Annotated in this window: 6 protein-coding genes; all 6 read left to right on the top strand. The window is 75.6% G+C overall.

Annotation, left to right across the window (positions count from 1 at the left end; translation table 11 throughout):
- The 6 genes from V7E46_RS01950 to V7E46_RS01975 all read left to right on the top strand — a co-directional run bounded on the left by V7E46_RS01950 (position 1) and on the right by V7E46_RS01975 (position 25,251).
- Positions 1 to 1,962, top strand: coding sequence for a condensation domain-containing protein (locus V7E46_RS01950; protein WP_333766767.1), 1,962 nt, complete (start codon positions 1 to 3; stop codon positions 1,960 to 1,962).
- The gene (locus V7E46_RS01955; RefSeq protein ID WP_333766773.1) at positions 1,962 to 14,474 is read left to right on the top strand and encodes an amino acid adenylation domain-containing protein; all 12,513 of its coding nucleotides are present in this window, start codon (positions 1,962 to 1,964) and stop codon (positions 14,472 to 14,474) included. Before V7E46_RS01950 ends, V7E46_RS01955 begins: the two co-directional genes overlap by 1 nt.
- Positions 14,471 to 22,048, top strand: a complete 7,578-nt coding sequence (locus V7E46_RS01960; protein WP_333766768.1) for an amino acid adenylation domain-containing protein — start codon at positions 14,471 to 14,473, stop codon at positions 22,046 to 22,048. The genes V7E46_RS01955 and V7E46_RS01960 overlap by 4 nt, the downstream gene beginning before the upstream one ends.
- 345 nt (positions 22,049 to 22,393) lie before the next feature.
- Complete coding sequence (locus V7E46_RS01965) at positions 22,394 to 23,239, top strand: prephenate dehydratase (RefSeq protein ID WP_333766769.1); 846 nt, start codon at positions 22,394 to 22,396, stop codon at positions 23,237 to 23,239.
- Positions 23,236 to 24,363: an FAD-dependent oxidoreductase gene (locus tag V7E46_RS01970; RefSeq protein WP_333766770.1), complete on the top strand. Its 1,128-nt coding sequence runs from the start codon at positions 23,236 to 23,238 to the stop codon at positions 24,361 to 24,363. The genes V7E46_RS01965 and V7E46_RS01970 overlap by 4 nt, the downstream gene beginning before the upstream one ends.
- 87 nt (positions 24,364 to 24,450) lie before the next feature.
- A complete protein-coding gene (locus V7E46_RS01975; protein ID WP_333766771.1) occupies positions 24,451 to 25,251 on the top strand; it encodes a GNAT family N-acetyltransferase in 801 nt (266 codons plus the stop codon).
- Positions 25,252 to 25,518 lie beyond the last annotated feature (267 nt).

Raw genomic sequence — 25,518 nt, forward strand, 5'->3', positions numbered from 1 at the left:
ATGCATGAGGAGATCTCTTCCCTGGCGGATCAGACGCCCCAGGAATACTTCGAATTGACCATGGCCCAGCGTGGCGTGTGGTACGGGCAGCAGGTCGAGCCGGACAGTCCCAAATACAACATCTCCGAATGCCTGGAGATACGCGGCGGCCTGGACGAGGCGCTGTTCGCCGTCGCGGTCGACGAGGCCGTCGCCCGCTACGACAGCCTCAACGTCGAGTTCGCCGTCGAGGACGGCGTCGTACGCCAGCGCGTCGCCGGCCGCTCCTCCACCGGGAACGGCCGGCTCCGCCGTGTCGACCTGTCGGGCGCGCAGGACCCCGCCGCCGAGGCCGAGCACTACATGGCCGCCGACACGGCCACCGTCGACCGGCTCGACGCCCCGCGGCACCACTTCGCGCTGCTGCGCCTCGGCCCGCAGCTGCACTACTGGTACATCCGCTACCACCACATCGCGATCGACGGGCTCGGCGGCTCGGTGCTCGCCCGTACCGTCGCCGACTTCTACGCGCGTGCAGTGCGCGGCGAGGACCTCGGCGCGGTCGAACTGCCCGCCGGCTCCGTGCGCGACCTGGTGGACGACGAGACGGCGTACCTCGGCTCGGAGCAGTACAAGACCGACCGCGCCTACTGGACCGCCAGGTTCGCCGACCGGGCGGCGGGGAAAGCCGCGGACACGCAGGCGTCGGACACGGTCTTCGTCCGGCGGCGCACCGACGCACCCGCGGGCACCGCACCGATCGCGGCGGACTTCCGGCTGTACGCCGGCAAGACGCTGCCCATCGAGGTCCATGACGGACTGAGACGGCTGGCCTCCACGGGCCGCACCAACTGGAGCGCCGTTCTGGTGGCGGCCCTGGCCGCCTATGTCGGGCGCACCACCGGGCGGCAGGACGTCATCGTCGGTATCGCCTCCAACGGCCGCCACGGCGGCAAGCGCCACATCGCCGGTATGACCGCCAACATCCTGCCCGTACGCCTGGACCTCGCCGCGCACACGACGGTCGGCGGCCTCATACGCGCCGCCGCCGCCGAGATGCGCGGCGCGCTGCGCCACCGGCGCTTCTCCCGCGAACAGCTCGCCCGCGAGCTGAACATCACCGACCCCGTGGCGGAGCTGACCGACGTCATCGTCAACGTCATGGGCTACAACTACGGCCTGGACTTCGCCGGCAGCCCCGCCACCTCCCGCGTGCTGTCCCTCGGCCCGGTCGACAACGTGTCCCTGTTCGTCTGCGAACGGGCCGAGGGCACCGGACCGTTGATCGGCCTCGACGCCGAGCCCGGGCTCTACCACCCGGACGACGTGCATCTGCACCAGCAGGCCGTCCTGTTCTTCCTGACCGGGCTCGCGGACGCGGACGCCGACACGCCGCTGCGCGACCTCCCGCTCCTCGGCGACGACGCCGCCGGGGTCCTGCTCGCCCAGGGGCGCGGCGCCGACCTGTCCGCGCCGGCCGCGGCCGCGAGCGTGCCGGAAGCTTTCTCCGCGCAGGCCCGGCGCACCCCTGACGCCACCGCCGTGGTGGACGGCGCGGGGCCGCTCTCGTACCGGGAGCTGGCCCGGTCGGCGGACGGACTCGCGGGCGCGCTGTCCGGCTGGGGGCTGGACGCCGAGGACGGCGTCGGTGTCGTCGTGGGCCGCTCGGCGGCCCTGGTGGCCGCCACGCTCGGCGTCCTGTCCGCGGGAGCCGCGTACGTGCCGATGGACGCGGGGTGGCCGGGTGAACGGCTCGGCCGCGTGACGGAGATCGGCCGGGTGCGCGCCCTGGTGGCCGACGAGGACGCCGCCGGGGAGCCGTGGGTGAAGGAATTCGCCGCCGACCTGCCGGTGATCGTCGTGGACCGCCGCGGCGGGATCGTCCGCGGCGGTCCGCCGCGGCCGGGGCGGCCGCCCCCCCCCCCCCGCCGCGGCCGGGCCGCCTGCCGGCGGCCCTGCGCGGCGACCGGCTCGCGTACGTGATGTTCACCTCCGGCTCCACCGGCTTGCCCAAGGGCGTCGGGGTCACCCACGCCGACGTCCTCGCGCTGGCGGCCGACTCGGCGTGGGCCGGCGGGGTGTCCGACGCGGTCCTGCTGCACTCGGCCTACGTCTTCGACGCCGTCACCTTCGAGATGTGGGCGCCGCTGCTGAACGGCGGCAGGGTGGTCGTCGCGCCCGGCCCCGTCCTGGAGGCGCGCGACCTGCGGGACCTGGTGGAGCGGCACGGGGTGACCGCGGCCTTCCTGACGACCTCCCTTTTCAACCTCGTCGCCGAGGCGGACCCCGCGGCCTTCGCGGGGATGCGCCTGGTCAGCGCCGGCGGCGAGGCCGCCTCCCGCCACCTGATGCAGCGGGTCGCCGCCGCGCTGCCCGGCACTCAGGTCCTGCACGCGTACGGACCCACGGAGACCACGACCTTCGCCGCCCGCCGCCCGGTCGGCGCCTCCCCCGCCGGCGTGCCGCCCATCGGCGTGCCGCTCGACGGGATGCGGCTGTACGTGCTCGACGGCGACCTGCGCCTGGTGCCGCCCGGCGTGACCGGCGAGCTGTACGTGGGCGGCCGGGGCGTCGCCCGCGGCTATCTGGACCGCCCGGCGCTGACCGCCGCCCGCTTCGTGGCCGACCCGTTCGAGGGGCACGGCCACCGGATGTACCGCACCGGCGACCTCGCGCGCTGGACCGCGGACGGCGAGGTCGACTACGTCGGGCGGGCCGACGGGCAGGTCAAGCTGCGCGGATTCCGTATCGAGCCCTCCGAGATCGAGAACACCCTGCTCGCAGGACCCGACGTGTCCGCCGCGTGCGTCATGGTGCGCGAGGACACCCCTGGTGACCGGCGGCTCGTCGCCTATGCGGTGCCGGCCCGCGGCGCCCGCCTCGACGAGCCGGCGCTGGCCCGCCGGGTGGCCCGCTCCCTGCCCGCCTACATGGTGCCCTCCGCCTTCGTCGCCCTCGACGCGCTGCCGCTCAACGCCAACGGCAAGGTCGACCGGCGTGCGCTGCCCGCTCCGCGGGTCACCGCGGCCGTGGGGCGCGGCCCGCGCGACTCGCGGGAAGAGGTGCTGGCCGGCCTGTTCGCCGACGTGCTCGATGTGCCCGCCGTCGGGACAGACGACAACTTCTTCTCGCTGGGCGGCCACTCCCTGCTCGCCACCCGGCTCATCGGCCGGGTCAGGGCCGCCCTGAGCGCCGAGGTCGACCTGCGGACCTTCTTCGACAACCCCACGGTCGCCTCGCTCGCCGCGGCCCTGGGCGACGCGGCGGGGGCAGGGCCCGCGCTCGTTGCGCGGCGGCGTCCCGACCCGCTGCCGCTGTCCTTCGCCCAGCAGCGCCTGTGGTTCCTCAACCGCTCGGAAGGCGCGGGCGACACCTACAACGTCCCGCTCGTCCTGGAACTCGAAGGGCAGCTGGACGCCGGCAGGCTGCGTGACGCGATGGCCGACGTGATCGCCCGGCACGAGAGCCTGCGCACCGTCTTCGCCGAACACGACGGCGTCCCCCGGCAGGTGATCCTCGACGCGGCCCGCGCCGCCGGGCACCCCCCGCTCGTCATCGAGGACCCACCGGCCGGGCAGGACGCCGAGGAGTGGTCGCGGGAGGCGGTGCGCAGGCTGACCGCCGCGCCCTTCGACCTGGCCGCCGATCCGCCCGTACGCGCCCACCTGCTGCGGCCCGCGCCCGAACGCCACATCCTGGTGCTCGTCCTGCACCATGTCGTCGCCGACGGGTGGTCGCTGGCCCCGCTGTGCCGGGACCTCGGCGCCGCCTACCGCGCCAGGTCCGCCGGCGGGGGTGAGCCCGACTGGCCCGCCCTGCCCGTGCAGTACGCGGACTACACGCTCTGGCAGCGCGAACTGCTGGGCGGCGAGGACGAGGCGGGCCTGACAGCACGCCAGCTCGCCTTCTGGCGGAAGGCGCTGGACGGCGTCCCCGACGTCCTCGACCTGCCCGCCGACCGGCCCCGGCCGGCCGCGCCCACCTACCGGGGCGACGCCCACTTCTTCGACATCCCCGCCCCCGTGCACGCGGGACTCGTCCGGCTCGCCCGGGCCGCGGGCTGCACCCCGTTCATGGTGCTCCAGGCGGCCCTCGCGGCGACCCTGCACGCCCACGGGGCCGGCACCGACATCCCGCTCGGCACCGCGGTGGCCGGGCGTACCGACGAGACCCTGGACGACCTGGTCGGCTTCTTCGTCAACACCGTCGTGCTGCGCGCGGACCTGTCGGGCGACCCGACCTTCCGCGAACTGCTCGGCCGGGTGGCGGAGTTCGACCTCGCCGCCTTCAGCCACAGCGACGTCCCCTTCGAACGGCTGGTGGAGGCGCTCAACCCCGAGCGGTCCGGCGGCCACCACCCGCTGTTCCAGACCATGCTGGTCCTGCAGAACCAGCGGCGGGCGGAACTCGACCTGCCCGGTGTCACCGTGCACGACCGGTCCCGGCACACCGGCGTCAGCAAGTTCGACCTGACGCTCTCCCTGGCCGAGGCCCGCCGGATGCCCGGGACGCGGGAGAACCCGGGCACCGGCGAGGACGGCGGCACGGCGGAGGGCGCCGGCGGCCTCAGCGGTTATCTGGAGTACGCCACCGACCTCTTCGACGCGGCCACCGCGGGCGCCCTGTGCGACCGCTTCACCCGCGTCCTGGCGCAGGCCGTGGCCGACCCCGGGCTGGCCGTCAGCCGCCTGGACCCCCTCGCGCCCGGCGAGCGGGACCGCCTTCTGGCGCTGGGCAGGGGCCAGGAGCAGCCGCTGCCGGTGCTCACCGCCCCCGAGGCGGTCAGGGAGCAGGCCGCCCGCACGCCCGGCGCCACGGCCGTGCGCGACGCGCACGGCAGCCTCAGCTACGCCGCGCTCGACGCCCGCGCCGACGCCCTCGCACGGGTGCTGCGCGAGCGCGGGGTCGGCCGGCAGGACCTGGTGGCACTGGCCGCGGCGCCGTCGGTGGACACCGTCGTGGCCCAGTTGGCCGTGCTGCGCGCCGGCGCCGCCTACCTGCCCGTCGACCCGCAGTATCCGGCCGCCCGTATCCGGCACATGCTGGACGACGCCCGGCCCGTCCTGCTGCTCACCACCGCGGACTTACGCCCCGGCCTGCCCGCCGGCGACCTGCCGTGGCTGGCCGTGGACGACGCCACCGCCCGGCCTGCGGAGCCCGCCGCGCCGCTGCCGGGCCCGCCCCGCCCGGCGGACCCCGCGTACGTCATCTACACCTCCGGCTCCACCGGCCGGCCCAAGGGCGTGGTCGTGCCGCACGCGGCGCTGGCCAACCACATGGCCTGGATGGCACGGCACCTGGACATCACCCCGGACGACCGGGTCCTGGCCCGCACCTCCAGCAGCTTCGACGCCTCCGTCTGGGAGCTGTGGCTGCCGCTGATGAACGGGGCCGAGGTCTGCGTTCTGCCGTCCGAGGCCAATCAGGAGCCCGGCGCCCTCGTCTCCTGGATGAGCCGGTTCGCCGTCACCGTCGCCCAGTTCGTGCCCTCCCACCTGGCGCTGGTCCTCAGCGAGGCGGCACAGGGCCCGGCGCTGCCCGCGCTGCGCGCCGTCCTGTGCGGCGGCGAGCCGCTGCCGCGTACCGTCGCCGACGGCATCGCCGCGGTGTGGCAGGCCGAGGCGCACAACCTCTACGGCCCCACCGAGGCGACGATCGACGTGACCGCCCACCGCGTCGGCGGCCCGGCGCGGGAGAGCGGTGCCCGGCAGCGTACCGGCGAGGCCGCGGGCCGCCCGTCGTCCGAGGCCGTGCCGATCGGCCGCCCCGTCGACTCCATGCGCGGCTACGTCCTGGACGACCGGCTGCGGCCGGTGCCGCCCGGTGTCACCGGAGAGCTGTACGTCTCAGGACCCAACCTCGCCACCGGCTACCTGCGCCGCCCGGGGCTCACCGCCGCACGTTTCGTCGCCGACCCCTTCGAGGCCGGCTCCCGTATGTACCGGACGGGCGACCGTGTGCGGTGGAACCGGCACGGGCTGCTCGACTACGTGTCCCGCGCCGACGACCAGGTCAAGCTGCGCGGATTCCGCATCGAGCTGGGCGAGGTCGAGGCCGGGCTGCTGGCGTGCCCGGGCGTCACGGCCGCCTGCGCCCTGATCCGTGAGGACCTGCCCGGTCAGCGCCGCCTCGTCGGCTACGCCGTGGTCGACGGCCCGGCCCCCGGTCCCGGCGCGCTGCGCGACGCCCTGGCCGGGGCGCTGCCGCGCCACATGGTGCCCGGCAGCGTCGTCGTCCTGGACGCCCTCCCGCTGCTGCCCAACGGCAAGGTGGACCGGCGCGCGCTGCCCCAACCCGCGGGGGACACCGACTCCGCCGCCGGTCCCGGACGGCGCACCCCGCAGGAGGACCTGCTCGCCGGGATATTCGCCGACATCCTGCAACGGCCCTCGGTGGGGCCGCGCGAGGACTTCTTCGACCTCGGCGGGCACTCCCTGCTCGCCATGCGCCTCGTCAGCCGCGTCAGGACCGTGCTGGGCGCCGACATGGCCGTACGCACCCTCTTCGAGCACCCCACGGTCGAGAGCCTGGCGCGCGTCCTCGACACGTCGGGGCGGACCCGTCCGGCGGTGACGGCCGCCGCGCTCAGGCCCGACCCGCTGCCGCTGTCGTTCGCCCAGCAGCGCATGTGGTTCCTCGACCAGCTCGAAGGCCCGAACTCCGGCTACAACCTCCCGCTCGTCCTCGAACTCCACGGCGACCTGGACACCGACGCCCTGCGGGCCGCCCTGGGCCACGTCGTGGAACGGCACGAGACGCTGCGCACCGTCTTCCCCGAGCGGGACGGCGTGCCCTGCCAGTCCGTCCTGCCGGCCGCCGCGGCCACGCCCCTGCTGCCCGTCGAGAGCACGGCGCCCGGCGCTTTGGAGGCGGCCGTCCTGGACGCGGTACGCGAGCCCTTCGACGTGGTCACCGATCCGCCGCTGCGCGCCCGCCTGCTGCGCTCCGCGCCCGGCCACCACCTCCTGGTGCTCGTCCTGCACCACATCGCGGCCGACGGCTGGTCGCTGGCCCCGCTCGCCCGCCACCTCGGCGACGCCTACCGGGACGTCCTCGCCGGGCGCAAGCCGGAAGAGCCGGCCGGCGGCGTGCTCCAGTACGCCGACTACACCCTGTGGCAGCACGCCCTCCTGGCGGACGGCGGCGGCGAGCACAGCGTGCTGCGCGAGCAGCTCGACCACTGGCACAGCGCCCTGGAGGGGCTGCCGGGAGTGATCGACCTGCCGCTGGACCGGCCGCGGCCGGCCGTCACCGACCCGAGGGGCGCCGTCCACGCCTTCGTGGTCCCGCAGGACCTGCACTCCCGGCTGCTGCGGCTGGCCAGGGAGTCGGGGACGAGCCTGTTCATGGTGCTCCAGGCCGCGGTGTCCGCCCTGCTGCACCGGCACGGGGCGGGCGAGGACATCGCGCTCGGCTCACCGGTCGCCGGCCGTACGGACGAGGCGCTGGAGGACCTGGTCGGCTTCTTCGTCAACACCCTGGTCCTGCGCACGGACCTGTCCGGCAACCCGACCTTCCGCGAACTGCTGCTACGGGTAAGGGAGTTCGACCTGGCGGCCTACGCGCACCAGGACGTCCCCTTCGAACGTCTGGTGGAGAGCCTCAACCCCGTCAGGTCGCGCAACCACCACCCGCTGTTCCAGGCCATGCTCGTCCTGCAGAACCAGGAGACCGCCCGCCCCGACATGCCGGGCCTCACCGTCGAGGACCGGCTCGTGCACAACGGGCTGAGCAAGTTCGACCTCACCTTCGCCTTCACCGGGCAGGACGGCGAGGGCGGCCTGAGCGCCGGGATCGAGTACGCCACCGCGCTCTTCGACCGCGGCACCGTCGAAACCCTCGCGGACCGCCTCGTCCGGCTCCTGGACCAGGTGACCGCCGACCACGGACTGCCGCTGGCGGCGTACGACCTGATGGCGCCGGACGAGCACGACCGCGTCACCCGGTGGGGCAACGGCGGCGCCCTGCCCGCCCGCACCGTGCGGCCGGGCCTGCCCGCGCTCTTCGCCGCCCAGGCGCAGCGCACACCCGGCGCCGTGGCCGTGGCGGCAACCGGCGCCGACGCCCTCAGCTACGCCCGGCTCGACCGGATCTCCGCCGACCTCGCCGGCGCCCTGGCCGGGCTCGGCGCGGGCCGCGAGAGCAGGATCGGGGTGCTGCTCGAACGCTCCCCCGCCGTGGTGTCCGCGTCCCTCGGCGCGGTCCGCGCCGGCGGTGCCTACGTCCCGCTCGACGCGCGCTGGCCCGGCGAACGGCTCGACCGGGTCGCCGAGGTGGCGGACCTGAGGATGCTCGTCGTCGACGAGGCCGCCGCCGGCTCGCCCTGGGTGACCGCGGCGGCCCGCCGGATGCCGGTCGTGGTCGTGGACCGGCTCGGCCGGATCCTGCGCGGCGGGCCGGACCGTCCGGCGCCGCCGGCCGCCGTGCCGGACCCGGCAGCGCTGGCCTACGTGATGTTCACCTCCGGCTCCACCGGCCTGCCCAAGGGCGTCGGTGTCAGCCACGCCGACGTGGCCGCGCTGGCCGCCGACTCCGCCTGGCACGACGGCGCCGCACAGGCGGTGCTGATGCACTCGGCGTACGTCTTCGACGCCTCCACCTTCGAGATCTGGACGCCGCTGCTCACCGGCGGCCGGGTCGTCGTCGCGCCCGAGGGGGCTCTGGAGCCGAGCATCCTCGGCGACCTCGTCCACGACCACGGCGTGACCGCGATGTTCCTGACCACGGCGCTGTTCAACGTCCTCGCCGAGACCGATCCAGGCGTCTTCACCGGTCTGCGGGTCGTCTGCGCCGGCGGGGAACTGGCCTCCCCCGACGCCATGCAGCGGGTGGCCGCCGCCTCACCGGGGCTGCGCGTGCTGCACGTCTACGGCCCCACCGAGACCACCACCTTCGCGACCCGCTACCAGGTGGCGGCCGACCTGCCGGCCGGACCGCCCCCGATCGGCCGCCCGCTGGACGGCATGCGGCTGTACGTGCTCGACGGCCAGCTGGGCCAGGTCCCGCCGGGTGTCGTGGGCGAGCTGTACCTGGCGGGACACGGGGTGGCGCGCGGGTACACCGGGCGGCCGGGACCGACCGCCGCGCGCTTCGTGGCCGACCCGTTCGGCCCGGCGGGCTCGCGCATGTACCGCACCGGCGACCTCGTGCGCTGGTCGCCCGACGGGCAGATCTGCTACGTCGGCCGCGCCGACGACCAGGTCAAGCTGCGCGGCTACCGCATCGAACTCGGCGAGATCGAGGGCGTACTGGCCGCGGGCGAGGGCGTCGCCGACGCCTTCGCCGTCGTGCGCGAGGACGTCCCCGGCGACCGGCGGCTCGTCGCGTACGTGGTCCCCGGCGCCGGAGCGCGCCCCGACCCCGCCGACCTCGCCCGTATCGTCGGCGGGTCGCTGCCCGCCTACATGACGCCGTCCGCCTTTGTCCTGCTGGACGCGCTGCCGCTGACCGCCAACGGCAAGGTGGACCGCCGCGCCCTGCCCGCGCCCGGCACCGAGGCGCCGGCGCCGGGCCGCGCGGCCCGCACCGCCCGCGAGGAGATCGTGTGCGGGCTGTTCGCCGATGTCCTCGGCGTGGCCGCGGTGGGTCCTGACGACGACTTCTTCGCCCGGGGCGGGCACTCGCTGCTCGCCACCCGGCTCGCCGCCAGGCTGCGCACCGTCCTCGGGGTGGAGGTGCAGGTCAAGGCGGTGTTCGAGCAGCCCACACCGGCGCTGCTCGCCGCGTCGCTGGACGGCGCGGAGCAGGCCAGGACCCCGCTGGAGCGGGCCGCGGACCGCCCGGATCCGCTGCCGCTGTCCTTCGCCCAGCAGCGCCTGTGGTTCCTCAACCGGCTCGAAGGACCAAGCGCCACCTACAACGTGCCGCTGGTGCTCCGCCTGGACGGCCCGCTCGACGCGGACGCCCTGGAGAGCGCGCTCGGGGACGTCGCGGAGCGGCACGAGAGCCTGCGCACCGTCTTCCCCGACACCGGCGGTGTGGCGCGCCAGGTCGTGGTGGACGCCGGCGGGATCGCTCTGGACCTGGCGCCGCTGGACACCGACGCCGACCGCCTGGACGCGGTCGTGGCCGCCGAGGTGGCGCACGCCTTCGACGTGAGCGCCGAGATCCCGCTGCGGGCACGGCTGCTGCGGCTGGGCGCCGAGGCCCATGTCCTGGTGCTGGTCGTCCACCATATCGCGGGCGACGGCTGGTCCTTCGCCCCGCTGGTGCGCGACCTGGGAACGGCCTACCGGGCCCGTCTCGAAGGGGAGGAGCCCGGCTGGACGGAACTGGCCGTCCAGTACGCCGACTACACCCTCTGGCAGCGCGACCTGCTCGGCAACGAGGAGGACCCGGGCAGCCAGGCCGCCCGCCAGCTGGACTTCTGGCGCACCGCGCTGGCCGGCGCCCCCGATGTGCTCGACCTGCCCTACGACCGGCCGCGCCCGGCCGTCACCGCGTACCGGGGCGACGCCTTCGGCTTCACGGTCGGCACCGGCACCCACCGGGCGCTGGCGGAGCTGGCGCACGCCCGCGGGTGCAGCCTGTTCATGGTGCTCCAGGCGGCCGTGTCGGTGCTGCTGTCCCGGCACGGCGCCGGGGAGGACATCCCGCTCGGCACCCCGGTGGCGGGGCGTACCGACGAGGCACTCGACGACCTGGTGGGCTTCTTCGTCAACACCCTCGTGCTGCGCACCGACCTGACCGGGGACCCCACCTTCGACGAGGTGCTCGACCGGGTCAGGGCGTTCGACCTGGCCGCCTACGCCCACCAGGACGTGCCCTTCGAGCGCGTGGTGGACTCCCTCAGCCCGGTCCGCGCGCAGAACCACCACCCGCTGTTCCAGACCATGCTGACGCTGCAGAACCAGGCGGGGGCCGTCGTGGACCTGCCGGGGGTGACGGCGACCGCGCAGGCGGTGCACACCGGCATCAGCAAGTTCGACCTGACCTTCACCTTCTCCGAGACCCGCGACGCCGGGGGCCGGCCCGCCGGGCTGGACGGCGTCCTGGAATTCTCCACGGAGCTGTTCGACGGCTCCACCGCGCACGACCTGGCGGCCCGGCTGACCCGGCTGCTCGGCGCACTCGCGGCAGACCCGGGTCAGCGGGTGCACGCCGCGGCGGTCCTGGACGCCGCCGAGCAGGCGCGCCTGGCCCGCACCGGGCACGGCGCCGACCGGGCGGTGGCGGCGCGGACGGTGCCGGAGGCTTTCCGCGCCCAGTGCTCGCGCACCCCGGGGGCGGTGGCCGTACGGGACGGCGAGCGCACCCTGACCTTCGCGGAACTCGACGCGCTCTCCGACGATCTGGCGCACCATCTGCACACGCGCGGCATCGGCCGCGGCGACCTGGTCGCGCTGGCCGTGCCCGGCACCGCCGACCAGGTGATCGCCATGCTGGCGGTCGCCAAGGCCGGCGCCGCCGGGCTGCCGGTCGACCCCGACTACCCCGCCGCCCGGGTCGCCCACATGCTGGACGACGCCCGTCCGGCTGTCGTGGTCACCCGCGGCGCCGTACCGGCCCCGGTGGCCGACCGGGGCGTACCCGCGCTCGACATCGGCGACCGGGCCGCCTGGTCCACCGGCGCCACGGCGCCCGCCGTCGCGCCGGACCCGCGGGACCTGGCGTACGTCATCCACACCTCCGGCTCCACCGGGCAGCCGAAGGGCGTCGCCGTCACCCACGCCTCGCTGACCAATCACATGGCCTGGATGGCGGACCACCTGCGGCTCACCGACGACGACCGGGTCCTGGCCCGCACCTCGCCGAGCTTCGACGCGTCGGTCTGGGAGACCTGGCTGCCGCTGCTGCACGGCGGCTCGACCTGCCCGGTGCCGCCCGCGCTCAACCACGACCCGCGCGCCCTGACGGCCCGGATGCGCGAGGCGGGCGTGACCATCGCCCAGTTCGTGCCCTCGCACCTTGCCGTCGTCCTCGCCGAGACCGGTCCCGGCGCGGCGCCCGGCACCCTGCGGGCCGTCCTGTGCGGCGGCGAACCGCTGCCCGTGGCGCTGGCCGAACAGGTCGCCGGCGCCTGGCGGGCCGAGGTGCACAATCTGTACGGCCCGACCGAGGCGACGATCGACGCCACCGCACAGCGGTATCACGGTGCGGGGGCCGGCGCGTCGTACGTGCCGCTCGGGCGTCCCGTCGACAACACCCGCGCCTATGTGCTCGACAGCCGCCTGCTGCCGGTGCCGCCGGGGGTGACCGGCGAGCTGTACCTCGCGGGCGACGGTCTGGCCCGCGGCTATCTGCGGCGCCCGGGGCTGACCGCCGCGCGGTTCGTCGCCGACCCCTACGGTCCGCGCGGCACCCGTATGTACCGCACCGGCGACCTGGTCCGGCGGGACGCCGACGGCGTGCTCTGCTACGTCTCCCGCGCCGACGACCAGGTCAAGCTGAACGGGCTGCGCATCGAGCCCGGCGAGATCGAGGCCGCCCTCACCGCGCTGGACACCGTCGCCGCCGCCTGCGTCGTGGTCCGCGAGGACCGGCCGGGCGAACGGCGCCTGGTCGCCTATACGGTCGCAGCCGGGAAGGGCGGCGCCCCCGCGCCGGCCGAGGACGAGATACGCACCGGGCTGGCGTCGGCGCTGCCGGCGTACATGGTGCCGGCCGTCTTCGTGTCCCTCGACGCCCTGCCGCTGCTGCCCAACGGCAAGACCGACCGGAAGTCGCTGCCCGCCCCGGTGCGGGCCGCGGCCCGGCCCGGCGGGGAGCCGCGTACCGCACGGGAGAGCGTGCTGTGCGAGGTCTTCGCCGCCGTCCTGGGCGTGGACAGCGTCCGTGCCGACGACGACTTCTTCGCCCTCGGCGGCGACAGCATCCTGTCCATCCAGCTGGTCAGCCGGGTCCGCGAGGCCGGCCTCGGCGTCAGCCCGCGCGACATCTTCGTCCACCGCACCCCCGAGGCCATCGCGGCAGCCGCCACCGGGGCGGACCGGGACACCGCCGCGCCGTCGGTGCCCGGTACGGGGCCGATGCCGCCGACGCCCATCGCCGCCTGGTTCCTGGAGCGGCCGGGCGCCACCGACGGCTACAACCAGTCCGGGGTGCTGCGCACTCCGGCGGGCGCGGACGAGGACGCCCTCGTCGCGTGCCTCCAGCACCTGGTCGACCACCACGACACGCTGCGGCTGCGGGTCGTGCGCGACGGCGGCGGCGAACCGGTCCTCGAGGTCCTGCCGGCCGGCGCGGTGGAGGTCCGCCGGCACTTCACCCGCGTCGATGCCGCGGGGCTCGACGCCGCCGGGATGCGCGCGGCCGTCACCGAGGCGGGCGAGAAGGCCCGCGCCAGGCTGCGGCCCGCGCGGGGGGAAGTGGTCGAGGCCGTCTGGTGCGACGCGGGACCCCGCGCGCAGGGCCGGCTCCTGCTGGTGGTGCACCACCTGGCCGTCGACGCGGTCTCCTGGCGCATCCTCGCCGCCGACCTCGCCACCGCCTGGCAGGCCGCGACCGCAGACGGCGGCCCGGCTGCCGAGCCGTCCTCGCCGGCGGGGCTGCCCGCCGTCGGCACGTCCTACCGGCACTGGGCGCAACTGCTCGCGGCCCAGGCGCGCGGCGCGGACCGCGAAGCCGAACTCCCCCTGTGGGAAGGGATGCCGGGTACGGCCGTGACGCGGCTGGGACACCGGCCGCTCGACCCCGAGCTGGACACCGCGGAGCGGACCGCCACCCTCACCACCCGGCTGCCCGCCACCTGGACCGAGCCGCTGCTCACCACCGTGCCCGCGGCCTTCCACGCCGGCGTGGACGACGTCCTGCTCACGGCGCTGTCGCTGGCCGTCAGCGCCTGGTACGCCGAGCGGGACGGCGCCGCGGGGCCGGGCACCAGGGGTGTGCTGCTCCACCTGGAGAGCCACGGCCGCGAGCAGATCGCCGACGACCTCGACCTGTCCCGTACGGTCGGCTGGTTCACCAGCCTCTACCCGGTCCGGCTCGACCCCGGCCCGGTCGATCCGCGCGGCCCGCAGCCCTTCGGCGGCGCGCTGGTCGACGGCGCGATCAAACGCGTCAAGGAGCAGTTGCGGACCATCCCCGACCACGGTGTCGGCTACGGGATGCTGCGCCACCTCAACCCGGCCGCCCGCGCCCGGCTCGCCGGCCTGCCGGAACCCGAGATCGGCTTCAACTACCTGGGCCGCTACGCCGCTTCGCACGAGGCCGCGGGCCGCGCCACGCCCGACTGGGAGGTGGTGCTCGACGGCGGCGGGCCGCGCAGCCAGGACCCGGACATGCCCGTGCACCACGTCCTCGACATCAACGCGCACACCGAGGACCTGCCGGAAGGACCGCGCCTGGTGACCCGCTGGACCTGGCCGGGCGACCTGCTCGCGGAGGAGGACGTGGAATCCCTGTCCGGCCTGTTCACCCGCGCGCTGCGCGCGGTCGCAGAGCACGCGGAACGTCCCGACGCGGGCGGCTGGACGCCGTCCGACCTTCCGCTGGTCTCACTCAACCAGGCCCAGATCGACCGACTGCAGAACAAGTGGGGTGGACGCAAGTGACCGGGTTCCAACTGGAGGACATCCTCCCGCTGACGCCGACGCAGGCGGGGATGCTCTTCCACGCGCTGTACGACACGCGCTCGGTGGACGTCTACACCGCGCAGTTCGTCTTCGACCTCGAAGGCGGCGCCGACGTCCGCGCGCTGCGCGCCGCCATCGCCACGCTGCTGCGCCGGCACGCCAATCTGCGCGCGGGCTTCCTGTACGAGGATCTCGACGAGCCCGTGCAGGCGGTGGCGGCCGAGGTGCGGGTGCCGCTGGAGGAACTGGACCTGGCCGGGGCGGACGGCGCGGAGACGGCGGAGACCGCGGAGAACCGCCTCGCGGCCTTCCTCGCCGCCGACCGCGCCCGCAGGTTCGACCTGGGCACCCCGCCGCTGATGCGGTTCACCCTGGTACGCACCGCCCACCGGCGCTACCGGCTGGTCATGACGAGCCATCACATCCTGCTCGACGGCTGGTCCATGCCGCTGCTGGTGCGCGAGCTGTTCGAGCTGTACGCGAGCGGGGGCGACGACAGCGCCCTGCCGCGCGTCGCCCCTTTCCGTCACTACCTCGCCTGGCTGGCCGCGCAGGACCGCCCCGCCGCCCTGGACGCCTGGCGCACCGCGCTGGCCGGCATCGAGGCCCCGACCCTGCTCGCCGGGCGCCGGAGCCCCGTGGCCGGGAGCGCCGCCGCAGGCACCGGCGAACTGCCCGAGACCCTGGTCCTCGACCTGGACGAGGCCACCACCCGCCGGCTGCGGGAGACCGCCCGCGCCCACCGGCTGACCTTCAACACCCTGGTCCAGGGCGCCTGGGGGCTGCTGCTTGCGCATCTCACCGGCCGCCCGGACGTCCTGTTCGGCACCACCGTCTCCGGCCGCCCGCCGGAGATACCCGGGATCGAGTCGATGGTCGGCCTGTTCATCAACACCGTCCCGGTACGGGTGCGCCCGCTGCCCGGCGAGACCCTGGCGGCGCTGCTGACCCGGCTGCAGGAGGAGCAGAGCCGGCTGCTGGGCAGCCAGCACGTGGGCCTGACCGACATACGCGCGGTCACCGGCCTGGACGAACTCTTCGACACGCTGCTGGTGTTCGAGAACTACCCGATGGACGCCGAGGCCCTGCGCTCGGCGCGGCAGAACCTGCCGGACCTCACCGTGACCGGCGTGGCCGGCACGGACGCGGCGCACTACCCGCTCACCGTGACCGTCGCCCCCGGCGACCGCCTGCGGATCACCTTCGGTCACCGGCCCTCCGCCCTCGGCGGCGATGAGGCGGTCCGCGCGGTCGCCCGGATGCGGCGGCTGCTGACGGCGCTGGCGGACGGGCTCGACACCCGCGCCGACGCGCTTCCCTTCCTGCTCGACGGCGAGCGCGACGCGCTGCTGGCCCGGGGACGCGGCGCCGCGCTGCCACCCGGTGCCACCGGGGCCGCGCTCGGCGACGCCGTCGTCCGGCACGCGGAGCGGCATCCCGGCGCGGTCGCGGTGTGCGGCGCGGGCGAGCAGTTGACGTACGGCGAACTGCACCGGCTGGCCGACGAGTTGGCCGGCGCGCTGCGCGGGCTCGGCAGCGGCGCCGAGGACGGCGTCGGCATCCTCCTGGGCCGCTCGGCCGCCGTGGTCACCGCCTCGGTGGCCGCGCTGCGCGCGGGCGCCGCCTATGTCCCCCTCGACCCGACGTGGCCGGCCGAACGGCTCGACCGGGTCGCCGAGGTGGCGGGCCTGCGCTTCCTGGTCGTGGACGAGGCCCACGCCACCCACCCGTGGGTGCGGGACCTCGGCGCCGACGTCACCGTGGTGACCGTCGACGCGGCGGGCCGCGTCCGCGCCGGCGGCCCCGCCGCGCCCGGCGCCCTCCCGGCCGCCGGCGGCGGCTCCGGGCTCGCCTACGTGATGTTCACCTCGGGCTCCACCGGCCTGCCCAAGGGCGTCGGGGTCTGCCACGCGGACATCGCGGCTCTCGCGGCCGACCGCGCCTGGGGCGGCGGGGTGGCGGACGCCGTCCTGATGCACTCGGCCTACGTCTTCGACGCCTCCACCTTCGAGATCTGGACGCCGCTGCTCAACGGCGGCCGGGTGGTCGTCGCGCCCGAGGGCGCCCTGCAACCCGCCGCGCTGCGGGATCTGGTGGCGCGGCACGGTGTGACGGCGGCGTTCGTGACGACGGCGCTCCTCAACGTCATCGCCGAGACCGACCCCGGCGCGCTCGGTCTGCTCCGCCTGGTGGCGAGCGGCGGTGAGGCCGCCGCGCCCGGCGTCCTGCAGCGCCTGGCCGCCGACCACCCCGGCACCACCGTCCTCAACGTCTACGGACCCACCGAGACGACGACCTTCGCGACCCTCCAGCACGTCGGACCCGAACACGGCGACGGCGTACCTCCCATCGGGCGCCCGCTCGACGGCGTACGCACCTACGTCCTGGACGCGTCGCTGCGCCCGGTGCCGTCCGGCGCGGAGGGCGAGCTGTACGTCGCGGGCCCCGGCGTCGCGCGCGGCTATCTGGGGCGCCCCGGTCTGACCGCCACGCGCTTCGTGGCGGATCCCTTCGCGGGCGCGGGGACGCGGATGTACCGCACAGGGGATCTCGTACGGTGGGGCGCCGACGGCGTGCTGGAGTACGTCTCCCGGGCCGACCAGCAGATCAAGCTGCGGGGCCACCGCATCGAGCCCGGCGAGATCGAGGCGGTGCTGCGCGCCCACCCCGCGGTGCGGTCCGCGTGCGTCCTGGTCCGCGAGGACCTGCCGGGCGACCGCACGCTCACCGCCTACGTCGTCCCGGCGCCCGGCGCCGCCCCGGATCCCGGGCAGCTCGCCGCGCACGTGGGACGGCGTCTGCCCGCCCCCATGGTGCCGGCCGCCGTCCACCTGCTGGACGCGCTGCCGCTGACCGCCAACGGCAAGCTCGACCGGGCGGCCCTGCCCGCGCCCGTACGGCGGGCCGCAGCGGCGGGCCGCCCGCCCCGTGGCGCCTACGAGGAGATCCTCTGCGGGCTGTTCGCCGATGTGCTCGGCACCGAGGTGGTGGGTCCCGACGACGACTTCTTCGCGCTGGGCGGCCACTCCCTGCTCGCCACCCGCCTCGCCGGCCGTATCCGTGCCGCGCTGGGCACCGAGACCGAGATCCGTACCGTCTTCGAGAACCCCAGCGTCGCCGCGCTGGCCGCAGCCCTGGAGGACGCGGGCCGCCCGGCCCGCCCCGCCCTGGTCCCGCAGGAGCGCCCCGCCGTCCTCCCGCTGTCCTACGCCCAGCAGCGCCTGTGGTTCCTGCACCGCCTCGAAGGGCCGTCCGCGACCTACAACGTCCCCTTCGCCGTACGCCTCGACGGGCCGCTCGACACCGGCGCCCTGCGCCAGGCCCTGCACGACATCGTGGTCCGGCACTCCGCGCTGCGCACCGTCTTCCCCGAACGCGACGGCGGCCCGTGCCAGCTCGTCACCGCCCCGGACGACGTCCGGGTCCCCTTCGTCCCCGAGGCCGTCGACGCGGACAAACTGCACGACCGCATCGCGGTCGCCGTCGCCGAGCCGCTCGACATCGAACGCCGGCTGCCGCTGCGGGCGACCCTGCTGCGGCTGGCCGACGACACCCACGTCCTGGTCCTGGTGATCCACCACATCGCCGCCGACGGCTCCTCGCTGGCGCCGCTGGCGGCCGACCTCGGCGCCGCCTACCGCGCCCGTACCCGCGGCGAGGCACCGACGTGGGCCGAACTGCCCGTCGACTACGCCGACTACACCCTCTGGCAACGGCGGCTGCTCGGCGACGAGCACGACGCCGACAGCCTGGTGGCACGTCAGCTCGGCTACTGGCGGCAGGCGCTGGACGGGCTGCCGGAGATGATCGAGCTGCCCTTCGACCGGCCGCGCCCCGCCGTGCCCCGGCACACCGGCGCCACCCTCGACTTCACCATCACGCGCGACACCGCCCGGCGGATCGGCGACCTCGCGCGGGCCAGCGGGTGCAGCGTCTTCATGGTGCTCCAGGCCGCGCTCGCACTCGTGCTGTCCCGTCATGGCGCGGGCGACGACATCCCGCTGGGCACGGCGATCGCCGGGCGTACGGACGAGGCCGCCACCGGCCTGGTCGGCTTCTTCGTCAACACCCTCGTGCTGCGCACCGACCTGGCCGGTGATCCCACCTTCCTGGAACTCCTGGACCGGGTGAAGGACACCGACCTGTCGGCGTACGCGCACCAGGACGTGCCCTTCGAGCGCCTGGTGGAACTCCTCAACCCGGCACGTTCGCAGAGCCACCACCCGCTCTTCCAGACCATGCTCGTCCTGCAGAACCACTCACCCGCCGCTCCGGTCGACCTGCCGGGCCTCACCGCCGCCGGAGTGCCGGCCGAGCTGGCGGCCAGCAAGTTCGACCTGTCGTTCACCTTCACCGAGACCCACGACGGCGGCGGCGCCGGGATGCGGGCGTCCGTCGACTTCGCCACGGACCTCTTCGACGAGAGCACCGTGCGCGGCCTCGCCGAGCGGCTCGTCCTGCTGCTCACCGACGTCACCGCCGACCCCGGCCGCCGACTGCGCGCCTACGACGTGCTCACCCCCGCGGAGCGCGAACGCCTCGCCGTCCAGGGGACCGGGCCGGCCGAGGAAATGCCCGCCGCCACCGTGCCCGAGCTGTTCGCCCGGTGGGTCCTGCGCACCCCGGACGCCCCGGCCGTGCGCGACGCCGCCGCCACCTTGACCTACCGGGAACTCGACGCGCGCGCCGACGCCCTCGCGCAGCGTCTGGCGGCTCTCGGGGTGCGGCCCGAGGAGCGGGTGGCCGTCGCCCTGCCGCGCGACCGCGAACTCGCCGTGGCCCTGCTCGCCGTCCTCAAGGCGGGCGCGGCCTATGTACCGCTCGACCCGGACTACCCCGCCCAGCGGCTGTCCTACATGCTCGACGACGCCCGGCCGCGGCTGCTCCTCACCACCCCCGCCGTCCGCGACCGCCTCCCGGCGACCGACGTGCCGTACCTGTACATCGGCGACCAGGGGCCGCAGGCCGCGCCCGCGGCCCCGCTTCCGGCGCACCCGGCGTACGTCATCTACACGTCAGGCTCCACCGGCCGCCCCAAGGGCGTCGTCGTGACGCACCGGGGCGTCGGCGCGATGGCCGCGACGCAGCGCGACCGGCTGCGCGTCGTACCCGGCAGCCGGGTCCTGCAGATGGCCTCGGTCAGCTTCGACGCCGCCTTCTGGGACCTGTGCATGGGGCTGCTCTGCGGCGCCTGCCTGGAGATCGACACGCGCGACGCGCTGCTGCCCGGCGCCGCCCTCGCCGCGCAGGTCCGCGACCGGGGCATCACCCACCTCACGCTGCCGCCCGCCGCGCTCGCCGTGATGCCGCCCGGGTCGCTGCCCGCCGGGATCACCGTCGTCCTCGCGGGCGAGGCCTGCACACCGGCCCTGGTGCGCGGCTGGGCGCAGGACCGGTCCGTCGTCAACGCCTACGGCCCGACCGAGACCACCGTCTGCGCCACCATGAGCGCCGTCCAGCACGCGGAGGGACCGCTCGCCCCCGACCGCACCGTGCCCATCGGCGTCCCCGTCGACGGCGCGCGCGTGCACGTCCTCGACCACCGGCTGGCCCCCGTGCCGCCCGGCGTCGTCGGCGAACTGTACGTCTCGGGCGCCGGGGTGGCCCGCGGCTACCTCGGCCGGGCCGCGCTGACCGCATCGCGTTTCGTGGCCGACCCGTTCGACCCCGCGGGCGGCCGGATGTACCGCACCGGCGACCTGGTGCGCTGGACGGGCGAGGCGGGCCTGGCCTACATCGGCCGCGTGGACGACCAGGTCAAGCTGCGCGGCTTCCGCATCGAACTCGGCGAGATCCAGGCCGCGCTGACCGCCCTGCCCGGCATCGCCGCGGCCTGCGCGGTCGTCCGCGAGGACCTGCCGGGCGACCGGCGCCTGGTCGCGTACACCGTGCCGGCCGAGGGGGCGGCGGGACCGGACGAGGCCGCGATACGCGCCCACCTGGCGTCCGCCCTGCCCGACCACATGGTGCCCTCCGCGTATCTGAGCCTGGACGCGCTGCCCCTCACCCCCAACGGCAAGACCGACCTGCGCGCGCTGCCCGCGCCCGGGCGGACCGGACCCGCCGGGGGCCGCGCGCCGCGCACCGGCCGCGAACGGGCCCTGGCCGCGGCCTTCGCCGAGACGCTCGGCGTGACCGCGGTCGGCGTCGAGGACGACTTCTTCGCCCTCGGGGGCCACTCCCTGCTGGCGGTGACCCTGGCCCAGCGCATCGAGGAGAGGTGCGGCACGCGGCTGTCCCTGCGGGCGCTGTTCTCGGCGCCCACGGTCGCGGGCATCGACCGCCTCCTGGGCGAGGGGGAGCCGGGCGGCGCAGTGCGGGGCGCGGAGGAGGTCGCCGTACCGGACCTCGCCGCCGAGGTCCGCCTCGCCGAGGGCATCACCGCCGCCGGCCGGCCCGCCCCCGCCCACCGCCCCTCTGCCCGGCCGCTGCTGAGCGGGGCCTCCGGATTCCTCGGCGCGTTCCTGCTGCGCGACCTCATCGAGACCACCGGCGGCCCGGTCGACTGCCTGGTACGCGCCGACAGCGACCGGCACGCGGCCGACCGGCTCCGGGCCAACCTGGAGCGCTACGGCCTGTGGCGCCCCTCGTACGCCCGGCTGATCCACCCGGTCCCCGGCGATCTCGCCGCCCCCGGGCTCGGCCTGTCCCCCGAGGCGCGGACGGCGCTCGTCCGCCGCCTCGGCCCGGTGCTGCACAACGGCGCCCGGGTCAACTTCGTCGCCGGCTACGGCGATCTGCGCGCGCCCAACGTCGCCGGCACCGAGGAACTGCTGCGGCTGCTCGCCGACTCCGCCTCCCCCGGGCTGCACTACGTCTCGACCACGAGCGTCTTCGCCCCGGCCGCGGGCTCCGGTCCCGCCGTCATCACGGAGTCGACCCCCAGCGGTCCGGCGTCCGCGCTGCCCGGCGGGTACGCGCAGAGCAAATGGGTCGCCGAGGGGCTGGTGGACCTGGCCCGCGAGCGCGGCCTTCCGGTGGCGGTCTACCGGCCGGGCCGGATCAGCGGCGACACCACCACGGGCGCCTGCCAGGACCGGGACCTGCTGTGGCAGCTCATCAAGGGCTGCCTCCAGGCGGAGGCCGTGCCGGACCTGCCGTCCGGGTCGACCGACTGGGTGCCCGTCGACTACGTCAGCGCCGCGACTGTGGCTCTGGTCACCTCCGGCGGGGCCGCCGACGGGGCTGCCGGCGGCGGGACTCCGGCCGGGACGTACCACCTGACCAACCCGGAAGCGCCGGGTCTCGACCGGGTCTTCGACGTCGCCGCCCGCCTCGGCCACGAGGTGCGGACCGTCCCGGTCGCGGACTGGCAGGCCCGGGTCGCGGCACAGCACGACAACGCCGCGCAGCTCTTCCTCGGCGACGAGGGCGGGGCCGGGCAGGAGGCGGGCGACCACCGCCGCTTCGACTCCGGCCGGACGGCTCGGGCCGTGGCGGACCTGGGCGTCCGCCTGCCGCCGCTGACCGACGACGTCCTGACCCGCTATCTGGCCTACGGCCACGCCACGGGCTTCCTCCCCACTCCTCCGGGAGCGGTCGTCCTGCCGTAGCCGGCGGCTGCCGGCAACAGCCGGCGGCGCGCGGCCCGCGCCGCCGGCGAGCCCCGGGCCGGCCGCCCGGGGAGGGCGGCTCCGGGGCCGGCCGTGGACGGCCCGCGGCGCCGCCGTCCGCGCCGCCCCGGGATTTGCCCTGCCCGCCGGCCGTCCGGTGTGGCATCTTCGTGGAGTCCTCGTCACCCCGCACGCCGGGGCGTCCGCCGGCGCCCGCGCCGACCGCGTGCCGGAACCGCACCGCGACGCGGGGGAAGGGGAGTTGGAGCGCAGCGCTCCGACCACGGAGGACGACCCCGGGCAGGCTCCCGGGGCGACCGCAGAACGGGCAGGAGACCGAGGCGCATGATCACCGTTGCCTACCAGGGGGAGCCGGGGTCCAACTCGGCCGCCGCGACCGCCGCCCTCCACCCCGGCAGCACGGGCCTGCCCTGTACGAGCTTCGAGCAGGCGCTGGACGCGGTGACCCTGGGCACCGCGGACCTCGCGGTGATCCCGGTGGACAATTCGGCGGCCGGGCGTGTCGCGGACGTGCACCATCTGCTGCCCGGGTCGGGCCTGTCCATCATCGCGGAGCACTTCCTGCCCATCCGCTTCGACCTGGTCGCCGTTCCCCACGGGACGCCGCAGCAGATCGAGTGCGTCCGCAGCCATGTGCACGCCCTGAGCCAGTGCCGCAAGATCCTGCGCGAGGGCGGCTGGCGGACGCTGGTCAGCCAGGACACGGCGGGCGCCGCGCGTGAGGTGGCGGAACTCGGCGACCCCCGGCACGCCGCGCTGGCCCCGCCGGCCGCCGCCCGCGAGTACGGGCTGCGCGTGGTGCGGGCCGGCGTCGAGGACGATCCGGACAACACCACCCGCTTCGTCGTCCTGTCCCGGGAACCCGTCCTCCCCGAGGACACGGGTGCCCCTACGATGTCGAGCCTGTTCTTCTGCGTACGGAACATCCCCAGCGCGCTGTACAAGGCGCTGGGCGGCTTCGCCAGCAACGCCGTGAACATCACCAAGATCGAGAGCTACCAGATGGGCGCCGGGCTGAACCCAAGCCGCTTCTACATCGAGATCGAGGGACACCCCGACGAGCCCCGGGTCGCCCTCGCCCTCGAGGAGCTGGACTTCTTCTCGTCCGAGGTACGCCTGCTGGGGGTTTACCCGGCCCACCCCTACCGCCGTGAAGGACACGAACAGTGAGAAGAACCGCCCAGGACCGGCCGCGCATCCTGGTCGTCGGTGCCGGAGTCGCCGGCCTGGCCCTGGCACACACCCTGCGCGAACAGCCGCTGGACGTCACGGTGGTGGAGCGCGACACCGCGGTCCGTACCACGGGCGCCGGCCTCTACCTGCCCGCCAACGCGGTACGGGCGCTGCACCGCCTGGGGCTCGGGGCGGCGGTGGCCCCGCGGGCCCACACCGTCTCCCGGCAGCGGCTGCTGGACCGGCGCGGGCGCGTCCTGTCCCAGTTCGAACTCCGCGGCATATGGGGGGAGGTCGGGGACTGCCTGTCGATCGGACGGCGGGAACTCCACGAGGCGCTCTGGTCCGCCTTCGACACCTCGGCCGTCCGGCTCGGCGCCGCCGTCGCACAGGCCGACGCGGACGGCGGCGTCACCTTCGAGGACGGTTCCACGGAGCGGTACGACCTGGTGGTCGGCGCGGACGGCGTCAACTCGGCGGTGCGGCGCAGCGTGTTCGAGCAGCCGGAGCCGCGCTTCCTGCGGCAGGTGTGCTGGCGGTTCATCGCGCGGTCCCCGCGGATCGGGCCGACCGCGGACTGGACCGTACGCCTGGCGGACTCCGGGCGGGCGTTCCTGACGGTCCCGCTCGGCGGCGAACGCGTCTACTGCTACACCGAGATCTCCAGCAGCACGCCCGAACCGCCGTCCGGCGACTGGCGAGCGCTGTTCGCCGACTTCACCGCCCCCGGCACGGAGCTGCTGGACCAGGGCGCCGACGCCCACTTCGCGCCCCTGACCGAGATCGACAGCGCGGACTGGACCCGCGCCCGTACCGTACTCGTCGGCGACGCCGCCCACGCCTGCTCGCCCAGCATGGCCCAGGGCGGGGCGATGGCGCTGGAGGACGCCGTCGTCCTGGCCGAGGTGGTGCGCGAGGCCGTGGCCGAGGGCGCGGAGATCGCCGGGGCGCTGGCCGGCTACCAGGCCCGGCGGGCCGGGCGGATCAGGTGGGTGCTCGACCAGAACCACCGCCGGGACAGGACGCGCGGTCTCCCCACCCCGCTGCGCAACTTCACCCTCCGGGTGGGCGGCGAACGCCTCTTCCGGGCCAACCACGCCCCCCTGCACGCCGAGCCCTGAGCCGGCCGCCCCCCTGAAACCAGGAACCGCGGGACTCGTTTCCTCCGGTGAAGGCATGCGCCGACCCGACGATCCCAGGGGGTTCCCATGACGGTTTCCGCGGACTCGATCGAATCGATGGAGCAGCTCAGCGTGGTCTGGCGCGCCATGGTGCTGGACCGGGATCCGGCCGCGGACGTGCGGGACCTGCCCGGCATCGCGGTGCGCTGGGCGGACTGCCGGTTCGCTTTCTGGAACTGCCTCACGCTGACCGAGGCCGGCGCGGACACGCGGCTGCTCGGACAGCGCCTGGGCCAGGCGGCGGAGATCATGCGGGCCAAGGGGCAGCCGGGCTTCCTGTGGCTCTTCGAGGACCTCCTCGACGACGGGGCGCGCGCGGCGCTCGGGGCCGCCGCCGAGCGCGCCGGCCTGGAGTACGCCTTCCCCGGCATCGGGATGGCCGGCGACCTGCTCCCCGTCCCGGAACCGGCCCACCCCGACCTGACGTTCGTGCGCGTGACCACCGACGAGCACCTGCGGGCGTACGCCGACCTCAACTCGCGCGCTTACGGCTTCCCCCTGGAGGACGGCAGGGACGGACTGGTCGGCTCCGCGATGTGGAAGGACCGGGTCCACGCCTACCTCGGGCTGCGGGACGGAATCCCGGTGACGTGCGCCGGGACGGTGGAGGCGGACGGGCGCCTCTTCGTCGTCCTGGTCGCCACGGCCCCGGAGTGGGAGCGCAGGGGCTACGGCGAGACGGTGACGCGCAAGGCGCTCCACGAGGGCGCCCGGGCCACCGGCCTGACCCGCGCCACCCTGCACGCGACCGTCGCGGGCACGCCTGTCTACCCGCGTATCGGCTTCACGCCGAATTCGCCGGTCCACTTCTACGGCCTCAAGGGGTGAGGCCGGCCGGTGGCCGCCACCGTGCCGGCGGGGCGCCCGCGCCGCACTGCCCTTCGCCGAGGGTGCGGGGGCGCCTCCGCGCGCCGCACGGGTGCCGGTGAGCGCGATTGCGTGAGCGCGGCGCGCGGCGTGGCCCCGGGGGCGTCCGTACGTCGCGCGCGGAGGTTAGCGCCCTTCCGGGGCGCGGCGGGGGCGGCGCCGCGCCGCCCCGTGTGGGGGCGCGGCGGGCGGGGCGGGGGGGGGGGGGGGGGGGGGGGGGGGGGGGGG

The sequence above is a fragment of the Streptomyces sp. IBSBF 2435 genome (assembly GCF_036815005.1).
In the GTDB taxonomy this organism is placed as follows: domain Bacteria; phylum Actinomycetota; class Actinomycetes; order Streptomycetales; family Streptomycetaceae; genus Actinacidiphila.